This is a genomic window from Gordonia sp. i37, assembly GCF_002043085.1.
GTDB classification, from domain to species: Bacteria; Actinomycetota; Actinomycetes; order Mycobacteriales; family Mycobacteriaceae; genus Gordonia; species Gordonia polyisoprenivorans.
Window position 1 is genome coordinate 1 of sequence record NZ_MVPX01000687.1, and the last position, 8504, is coordinate 8504.

Annotated in this window: 8 protein-coding genes; 1 reads left to right on the top strand and 7 read right to left on the bottom strand. The window is 65.8% G+C overall.

Features of this window, described 5'->3' with window-relative positions:
• Nucleotides 1-115 precede the first annotated feature (115 nt).
• Nucleotides 116-514: an integrase core domain-containing protein gene (locus B1964_RS29615; RefSeq protein ID WP_172399023.1), complete on the top strand. Its 399-nt coding sequence runs from the start codon at nucleotides 116-118 to the stop codon at nucleotides 512-514.
• Nucleotides 515-608: 94 nt separating this feature from the next.
• Here B1964_RS29615 and B1964_RS29620 read toward each other — a convergent pair whose 3' ends face one another.
• The 7 genes from B1964_RS29620 to gcvP all read right to left on the bottom strand — a co-directional run.
• A complete protein-coding gene (locus tag B1964_RS29620; RefSeq protein ID WP_253194276.1) occupies nucleotides 609-1220 on the bottom strand; it encodes a DUF1345 domain-containing protein in 612 nt (203 codons plus the stop codon).
• A 100-nt stretch (nucleotides 1221-1320) separates the two neighbouring features.
• The gene (gene lipA / locus B1964_RS29625; protein ID WP_079932321.1) at nucleotides 1321-2250 is read right to left on the bottom strand and encodes a lipoyl synthase; all 930 of its coding nucleotides are present in this window, start codon (nucleotides 2248-2250) and stop codon (nucleotides 1321-1323) included.
• 58 nt (nucleotides 2251-2308) lie between these two features.
• Complete coding sequence (locus B1964_RS29630; RefSeq protein ID WP_079932322.1) at nucleotides 2309-3697, bottom strand: L-serine ammonia-lyase; 1389 nt, start codon at nucleotides 3695-3697, stop codon at nucleotides 2309-2311.
• Entirely contained in the window at nucleotides 3694-4980 is a 1287-nt protein-coding gene (gene glyA, locus B1964_RS29635) for a serine hydroxymethyltransferase (protein ID WP_079932323.1), read from the bottom strand. The genes B1964_RS29630 and glyA overlap by 4 nt, the downstream gene beginning before the upstream one ends.
• Nucleotides 4977-5381 (bottom strand): glycine cleavage system protein GcvH, encoded by a 405-nt coding sequence (gene gcvH, locus B1964_RS29640; RefSeq protein WP_079932324.1) that lies wholly within the window; start codon nucleotides 5379-5381, stop codon nucleotides 4977-4979. The genes glyA and gcvH overlap by 4 nt, the downstream gene beginning before the upstream one ends.
• Before the next feature lie 46 nt (nucleotides 5382-5427).
• Nucleotides 5428-6549, bottom strand: a complete 1122-nt coding sequence (gcvT, locus tag B1964_RS29645) for a glycine cleavage system aminomethyltransferase GcvT (RefSeq protein WP_079932325.1) — start codon at nucleotides 6547-6549, stop codon at nucleotides 5428-5430.
• Nucleotides 6546-8504, bottom strand: a 1959-nt coding sequence (gcvP, locus tag B1964_RS29650; RefSeq protein WP_079932326.1) for an aminomethyl-transferring glycine dehydrogenase, incomplete at its 5' end; no start/stop codon positions are given. The genes gcvT and gcvP, both read right to left, overlap by 4 nt.

Here is an 8504-nt window from a genome sequence, read left to right on the forward strand (position 1 = left end):
GCCTTGAACTCAGGCGTAAACGACCGACGCGTCCTCGACATAGTGACATCCTTCCAGCAGGGCCCATAACCCCACTATCTCGGGTGTCCACTCAAACTGGGGAACCTCAAACATCGTGGACCGCTCGATCACCGCCGAGCGGTTGATCGAGGAGTTGGAGAAGGTGTTCGCGATCTGGGGTGGCCCGCCGATGGTGCTGCGCATGGATAACGGGCCTGAGTTCATCTCAGAGGCCCTCCAAGCGTTTTGTGCTGGGTCGGTGGGGATTTCCTACATTCCACCCGGCACGCCGTGGAACAACGGGTTCATCGAGTCGTTCAACAACCGGTTGCGAGATGAGTGTTTGAATCGCAACTGTTGGCCCACCCTGTTGGAGGCCCGCGTGGTCATCGGCGACTTCAAAGACGACCACAACCACCGACACCGGCATTCGGGACTGGGCTACAAGACCCCGGCCGAGTACGCTGCCGGATGCACCCACAGGCACCATCCCGTGGGCTGCGAGATCGACTGATCAACCACAAGAAGGAACGGCTCTACAACAGACCGGACCGACTATCGGGGACCTGCCACCCAGGCCGTGCCCGGATCTCGACCAGCTTTCACCGCTAGGACTTGATCCAGTCGATGGCGATCGCGATGACGATCGCGTTGAAGAAAAAGCTCACGATGCTGTGGGTGATTACTCGGCGGCGCATGGCGGTTGAGGTGATAGTGACATCGGACACTGCGAACGACGTTCCTATGGTGACGGAGAAGTAGACGTATTCGACAATTCCGGGTTCCGGGCAGTCGGGGAAGTCGAGGCCGCCGTCAACGCCGCTGGCTCTCGCGTAGATTTGGGCGCACGCCACGTGTAATAGAAGCCACGACAGGAGGATTGTCAGAGCGGCAGCTCCTTTGACAAAGCTAAATCCGTCGTCCTCGTTGTGTCGGACAACGATGAGCACTCCACCTGCCAGGCCAGTGCAGCTGACGATGAGGGCAAAAACGTTTGCGTGCCAGCGAGGCCCGAAGATCTGCGGGATGTCGTCGTCGTGGAACAGGGGAATTGCATTCCGGAGCCGGACCCAGCCAGTCGCCAGGTAGGCCATCGCGAACAGATCCCACGCGACAATGAGACCGATCGGCGTGTCCAAGTTTATTAAGTAGGCCAGCCATATCAGCCCGAGGACTGCAAGAGTCATCTCGAGCAGCGACAGCGCTCGCAGTGTTCTCACTGCTCGATTACCCGACGCGGCTCGCATGTACGCTTATATGTTTCTGAAAGCAGTCGCATGACCGGTGATCCTAGACATAGTGAGAGAGGTTGTCGGGCATTTAGTCCTTCTTACCTGCCGCGACGGCTTGCGCGTAAAGTTGTCCGGCGCGGTAAGACGATCGGACGAGAGGACCGGACATGACACCAATGAACCCGATGTCGCGGGCGGTGTCGGCGAGTGAGTCGAACTCATCGGGGGTGGCCCAGCGGTCGACGGGGTGGTGGAGCAGTGAGGGCCGCAGATACTGGGTGATGGTGAGGAGTTGGCAGCCGGCGTTGTGCAGGTCTCGCATCGAGGAGATTACCTCGTCGGTGGTTTCGCCGAGCCCGAGGATGAGGTTGGATTTGGTGATGAGGCCGGAGTCGCGGGCACGGGTGATCACCTCGAGGGAGCGCTCATAGGTGAAGCCGGGGCGGATGCGGCGGAACAACCGAGGAACGGTTTCGAGGTTGTGGGCCAACACTTCTGGCTTGCTGTCGAAGACCTCCGCGAGTCGCTCCGGGGTGGCCGTGAAATCAGGGATCAACAGTTCGACGCCGGTGCCCGGGCAGCGCTGATGGATCTGGCGGACCGTTTCGGCGTACAACCACGCTCCGCCGTCGGGTAGGTCGTCGCGTGCGACGCCGGTGATGGTGGCGTAGCGCAGTCCTATGGTCTGCACGGATTCGGCCACGCGGCGTGGTTCGTGACGGTCGAGTGCCGTGGGCTTGCCGGTGTCGATCTGGCAGAAGTCGCAGTGTCGGGTGCATTGATCTCCGCCGATGAGGAAGGTGGCTTCGCGGTCTTCCCAGCATTCGAAGATGTTGGGGCAGCCCGCCTCCTGGCACACGGTGTGCCGGTCCTCGCGCTCGACGAGACGGGTCAGCGTCTGGTTCTCGGGGCCGGTGCGGACTTTGATCTTCATCCACGGGGGTTTACGTTCGATGGGTGAGGAGCTGTTGCGGACTTCCAGGCGTAGCAGACGCCGGCCCTCGGCGGCGGTGGTCATGGGTGGATCTCCTGATGCGGCAGACGAATTGGGGATGAGCATCGGGTGGCGTCGGCGGTCAGCATTCGACCACGTTGACCGGCACGGTGACGGCGAGCCCTCCGGTGGAGGTCTCTTTGTATTTGGCGTTCATGTCGTGGCCGGTGGCGCGCATGGTGTCGATCACCTGGTCGAGGCTGACGCGGTGGCTACCGTCCCCGCGCAACGCCATGCGGGCGGCGTTGATGGCTTTGCCCGCGGAGATGGCGTTGCGTTCGATACAGGGGATCTGCACGAGCCCGCCGATGGGGTCACAGGTCAGACCGAGGCTGTGTTCCATCGCGATCTCGGCGGCGTTCTCGACCTGTTCGGTTGTGCCACCGAGGATTTCGGCCAGTCCGGCAGCGGCCATGGAGGCGGCGCTGCCGACCTCGCCCTGACACCCGACTTCGGCGCCGGAGATCGAGGCACGCTGCTTGTACAGGGAACCGATCGCGCCGGCAGTGAGCAGGAATCGGACGGCGACGTCGTCGGGATCGGTGCGGCCGGCGGGAGTGTAGTGGTGGGCGTAGTGCAGGACGGCGGGGATGATGCCGGCTGCGCCGTTGGTGGGGGCGGTGACGATGCGACCGCCGGCGGCGTTTTCTTCGTTGACCGCCAGGGCGACGAGGTTGACCCAGTCCTCGGCGAACGCCGGATCCCGGTGGGAGTCTTCGGCGGACAGTCGGGTGTACCAATCGTGGGCGCGGCGTTGCACGCCGAGTCCGCCGGGCAGGGTGCCGTGGCGGGTCATGCCTCGTTGCTGACAGGCCTGCATGACGTCGCGGATGTGGAGCAGGCGGGCGCGTACTTGTGCCTCGGTGTGGCGTGGTTGTTCGGTGGCCAGCATCACCGCGCTGATCGGGATGCCGTAACGCTCGGTGAGTAGGAGCAGGTCCTGCCCGGAGTCGAACGCCAAAGGATGATCGGCCTCGGATTCGCTTGTGGCCGTATCTGTTTCGTCGTCGGTGACGACAAATCCGCCGCCGACGGAATAGAAGGTGCGCGAACAGATCTCGCGTCCGGCTGCGGCATGCGCGGTCACGGTCATGGCGTTGGGGTGCCGGTCGAGGATGATAGCCGGGTGCAGGTGCATGTCGTCTTCGGTGAGCGCGACGCCCACGACGCCGGCCACGGTGATGTGGCCACTGGCCCGGACCACCGCAAGCCGCTGGTCCATGTCTTCGGGGTCGATGGTGTCGGGGCGGTGGCCTTCGAGACCGAGGAGGATGGCGGCCATGGTGCCGTGCCCGGAGCCGGTGGCCGCCAGCGACCCGTAGAGGTCGACGCGCAGCCCGGTCAGGTCGGTGAGCAGGCCGCGGCGGTCGAGGGTGGCGGCGAAGTCGGCGGCCGCGCGCATCGGCCCGACGGTGTGTGAACTCGATGGTCCGATGCCGACGGTGAACAGGTCGAACACGCTGACGGTCATGGTGTGCCCACGCCGGGATAGAGCGGGTGGGCCTCAGCGAGCGCACGGACCTGCGCGGCCAGATCGATGACGTCGGCACCCTCGGCACCCTCGACGGCGGTCAGAGCGCGGGCGATGAGGTCAGCGACGCGCTCGAAGTCGGCGACATCGAAGCCGCGGGTGGCCAGGGCCGGGGTACCGATCCGCAGACCGGAGGTGATCATCGGTGGGCGTGGGTCGAAGGGAACAGCATTGCGGTTGACGGTGATTCCGATCGCCTCGAGCCGATCCTCGGCCTGCTGGCCGTCGATGGCGGCCTGACGCAGATCAACCAGCACGAGATGCACGTCGGTGCCGCCGGTGAGCACGCTGATACCCGCGTCGCTGACGTCAGGTCGGCTCAGGCGGTGCGCGACCGCCTGTGCCCCGGCCAGGCACCGCCGCTGACGCTCGGTGAACTCCGGTTCGGCGGCCATTTTGAAAGCGGTGGCCTTGGCGGCGATGACATGCTCGAGCGGTCCGCCCTGCTGGCCGGGGAACACCGCCGAGTTGATCTTCCTCGCGATGGCCGCATCGTTGGACAGGATGATGCCGCCGCGCGGACCGCCGAGTGTTTTGTGGGTGGTGGAGGTGACCACATGCGCGTGCGGCACCGGCGACGGGTGCAGACCGGTGGCCACGAGTCCGGCGAAGTGGGCCATGTCAACCATCAGGTAGGCCCCGACCTCGTCGGCGATCTCCCGGAATCGGGCGAAGTCGAGCTGTCGCGGGTAGGCCGACCAGCCGGCGATGATCAGCTTGGGCTGGTGCTCGCGGGCGGCCGCGGCGACGGCATCCATGTCGATGAGGTGGTCGGATTCGGAAACACCGTAGCCGGCAACGGCATACAGCTTGCCGGAGAAGTTGATGCGCATTCCGTGGGTGAGGTGGCCGCCGGCGTCGAGGGACAGTCCCAGGATGGTGTCGCCGGGAGTGATCAGGGCGTGCATCACTGCGGCGTTGGCGGTGGCACCGGAGTGGGGTTGCACGTTGGCGAACTCGGCGCCGAACAAAGCCTTGACCCGGTCGATCGCGATCTGCTCGATGACATCGACATGTTGGCAGCCGCCGTAGTAGCGGCGCCCCGGGTAGCCCTCGGCGTACTTGTTGGTCAGCACGGAGCCCTGGGCCTGCATCACCGACAGCGGCGCATGGTTTTCCGACGCGATCATCTCGAGCCCACCGCGTTGCCGCTCGAGTTCCTTGCCGATCAGCGCGGCGACATCGGGGTCGAAGTCATCAAGGGTGCGGTCCAGGACGCTCACGCCTCGACACCGTTCTTCTCGGCATACTCGGCGGCACTGAGCAACTCACCGGCGTCGGTGGCCAGCACCGCGAACAGCCAGCCACCCTCGTAGGGGTCGCTGGTGATGATGCTCGGATCGTCGACGGCAGCGGTGTTGACGATCGAGACCGTGCCAGTGACCGGTGAATACAACTCGGACACGGTTTTGGTGGATTCGACTTCGCCGCAGGTCTCGCCAGCGGTCACCGTGGACCCGACCTCGGGGAGTTCGACGAAGACGAGGTCGCCGAGGTTGTCGGCGGCCAGACCGGTGATTCCGATCCGGACCGGTTCATCGGTGGGCAGCGGTGTGCCTGGGGAGACGAGCAGCCATTCGTGTTCGTCGGTGTAGCTGCGGTCGGTGGGAAGTCCAGCAGACATGGTGAAGCCTTTCAGCGGAAGAGAGGTGGAGCCAAGAGAAGTGGAGCTAGGAGGTAGCGGAGCGGTGATAGAACTGACGTGGTGTGACGGTGTAGGTTTCGGCATTGCCGCGGATGTCGACGGACACCTCGGTGCCGGGGTGGGCGTGGGCGAGGTCCACGTAAGCCATGGCGATCGGGTAGCCCAGAGTCGGCGAGAGGGCGCCGGAGGTGACGGTGCCGATCTCCTGGCCCGACGTGTCGAGGACCGGGTAGTCGGCGCGGGCGGCGCGGCGACCGGTCCCGACGAGGCCGACCAGGGTGCGGGTGGGCGGTTGGTCGGCGAGGGCGGCCAGTGCATCGCGACCAACGAAGCTGGTGTCGAGGCGCACGACCTTGCCCAGCCCCGCTTCATACGGGTTGGTATGCAACGTCAGTTCGTGCCCGTAGAGCGCCATCCCGGCTTCCAGGCGCAGGGTGTCGCGGCAGGCCAGACCGGCGGGAGTGCCGCCGCACGTGCGGGTTTCGGTGAGCAACGCCTGCCAGAGGGGGACGGCGTGCTCGTTGGGGACATAGAGTTCGAACCCGTCTTCGCCGGTGTAGCCGGTGCGGGCGAGCAGTACGTCGATCTCGGCGACCACCGCGGATGCGGCGGCGTAGTACTTGAGTTCGGCCACCGCAGCGCGGTCCGGGCCGGCTACCAGGGCGGCCACGATGGCCTGCGCCTGGGGACCCTGCACGGCGATCAGTGCGGTCTCGGCCGACTGATCGTTCACCGCCACGTCGAAACCTTCGGCCCGGGAATCGAATTCGGCGCAGACGCGACGGGTGTTGGCGGCGTTAGCGACCACCAGGAACCGGTCGTCGGCCAGTCGGTAGACGACCAGGTCGTCGATGACACCGCCGTCAGCGGTGCAGATCAACGAGTACTTGGCGCGTCCGGATGCGGTGGTAGAGAGCTGGCCGACGAGCGCGTAGTCGAGCACCGCGGCCGCGTCGGGACCCTCGATGGCGATCTCGCCCATGTGCGAGAGGTCGAAAAGTCCGGCCGCGGTGCGCACCGCGTGGTGCTCGGCGAGGTCACCGACATATTTGAGAGGCATCTGCCAGCCCGCGAAATCAGTGAAATGCGCTCCGAGGGAATGGTGTTCGCCGAGCAACGGTGAGACCGGGGTAGTCGTGATGGTCATCGGGTGGCCTCCTGGGCATGGATAAGTGATGTGCTGGGGGTGGCGAATGCTTCCGGTGGTGGGCACGAGCACACCAGCTTGCGGTCGCCGCGTACCCCGTCGATGCGGCCGACTGGCGGCCAGTACTTGGCGGTGCGCACCGCGGCGGTGGGATAGGCGGCCGTGTGTCGGGGGTAGGGGAGATCCCACTGGTCGGCGGTGACCTGCTCGGCGGTGTGTGGTGCCTGCCGCAAGGGGCTGCGCTCGACCGGCCAGATCCCGTCGGCCACCAGGTCGATCTCGCCGCGGATGGCGATCATCGCCTCGATGAACCGGTCGAGTTCGGCGAGGTTCTCCGATTCGGTGGGTTCAACCATGAGGGTGCCGTTGACCGGGAACGACAGTGTGGGGGCGTGGAATCCGTAGTCGATGAGACGTTTGGCGACGTCCTCGGCGGTGACACCGGTGGCTGCGGTGAGCTCGCGCAGATCGAGGATGCATTCGTGCGCGACGAGCCCCCCAGTGCCGGTGTAGAGCACCGGATAGTGCGGGGCGAGTGCGTGGGCGAGGTAGTTGGCCGCCAGGACCGCGGTCTTGGTGGCGTGGGTGAGTCCGTCGGGGCCCATCAGCGCCAGATAGGCCCAGGTGATCGGCAGGATGCCGGCGGACCCGTAGTTCGCCGCCGATACTGGACTCGCGGTGATCTCTCCGGCGGCCGGATCGCCAGGCAGATACGGTGCGAGGTGCGCACGCACGGCCACCGGACCGACGCCGGGACCCCCACCGCCGTGGGGGATGCAGAAGGTCTTGTGCAGGTTCAGGTGGCTGACGTCGCCGCCGAACTCACCGGGCCGGGCCAGCCCGACCAGCGCGTTGAGGTTGGCGCCATCGACATAGACCTGGCCACCAGCATCGTGGACGAGGCCGCAGACGGTGCGGACATCGGTTTCGTACACGCCGTGGGTCGACGGATAGGTGAGCATGATCGCCGCGATCTGACCCGTATGAGCGGCGATCTTGGTGCGCAGATCGTCCAGATCGATGTTGCCGTTGTCGGCGGTGGCCACCACCACGACCCGCAACCCGGCCAGCACGGCCGACGCGGCGTTGGTGCCATGCGCGGACTGCGGTATCAGACACACGTCGCGTCGGGTATCCCCGTGAGCGACGTGGAAGCTGCGGATGGCCAGCAAACCGGCGAGCTCTCCCTGAGATCCGGCGTTGGGCTGCAACGAAACCCGGTCGTAGCCGGTGATGTCGGCCAGCCACCGCTCGAGGTCGGCGACCAGCCGGCGGTAGCCGACGGTCTGATGCTCGGGCGCGAACGGATGGATGCCGGCAAAGCTGGGGTAGCTGATCGGCTCCATCTCCACGGCCGAGTTGAGCTTCATCGTGCACGACCCGAGCGGGATCATGGTGCGGTCGAGCGCGAGGTCCTTGTCCGAGAGCAACCGCAGGTAACGCAGCATTGCCGTCTCGGAGCGGTGTTCGTGAAACACCGGATGCTGCAGGAACATAGACGTACGCACCACAGTCGCTGGAAGGCTGTCGACAGCGGTGGTCCGGGGGCGGTGGGCGCCGAACACCGCCAGCACGGTGTCGATGATGGTGTCGGTGGTGACCTCGTCGCAGGCGATCGCCAGCTGATCGTCGTCGACACGCCGCAGATTGATGCCGGCCTGCTCGGCCGCGGTCACCAGAGTGTCGGCGCGGCCAGGCACCACGACGGTGACGGTGTCGAAGAACTCCTCGTGGAGCACCCGATGACCGGCCACCCGCAGCCCGGCGGCCAGCGTCCGAGCGTGACTGTGGACGCGGGAGGCGATGGCACGCAACCCTTCTGGACCGTGATAGACCGCATACATGGCGGCGACGTTGGCCAGCAGGGCCTGAGCGGTGCAGATGTTGCTGGTCGCCTTGTCGCGACGGATGTGCTGTTCGCGGGTCTGCAGTGCCAGGCGATAGGCGGGGGGGGC

What these genes read in the sequence shown, in the direction of transcription:
- lipA (WP_079932321.1), bottom strand. Translation starts at nt 2,250, where the DNA reads ATGACCACCGCCGCCGAGGGCCGGCGTCTGCTACGCCTGGAAGTCCGC.
- B1964_RS29630 (WP_079932322.1), bottom strand. Translation starts at nt 3,697, where the DNA reads ATGACCGTCAGCGTGTTCGACCTGTTCACCGTCGGCATCGGACCATCG.
- gcvH (WP_079932324.1), bottom strand. Translation starts at nt 5,381, where the DNA reads ATGTCTGCTGGACTTCCCACCGACCGCAGCTACACCGACGAACACGAA.
- gcvT (WP_079932325.1), bottom strand. Translation starts at nt 6,549, where the DNA reads ATGACCATCACGACTACCCCGGTCTCACCGTTGCTCGGCGAACACCAT.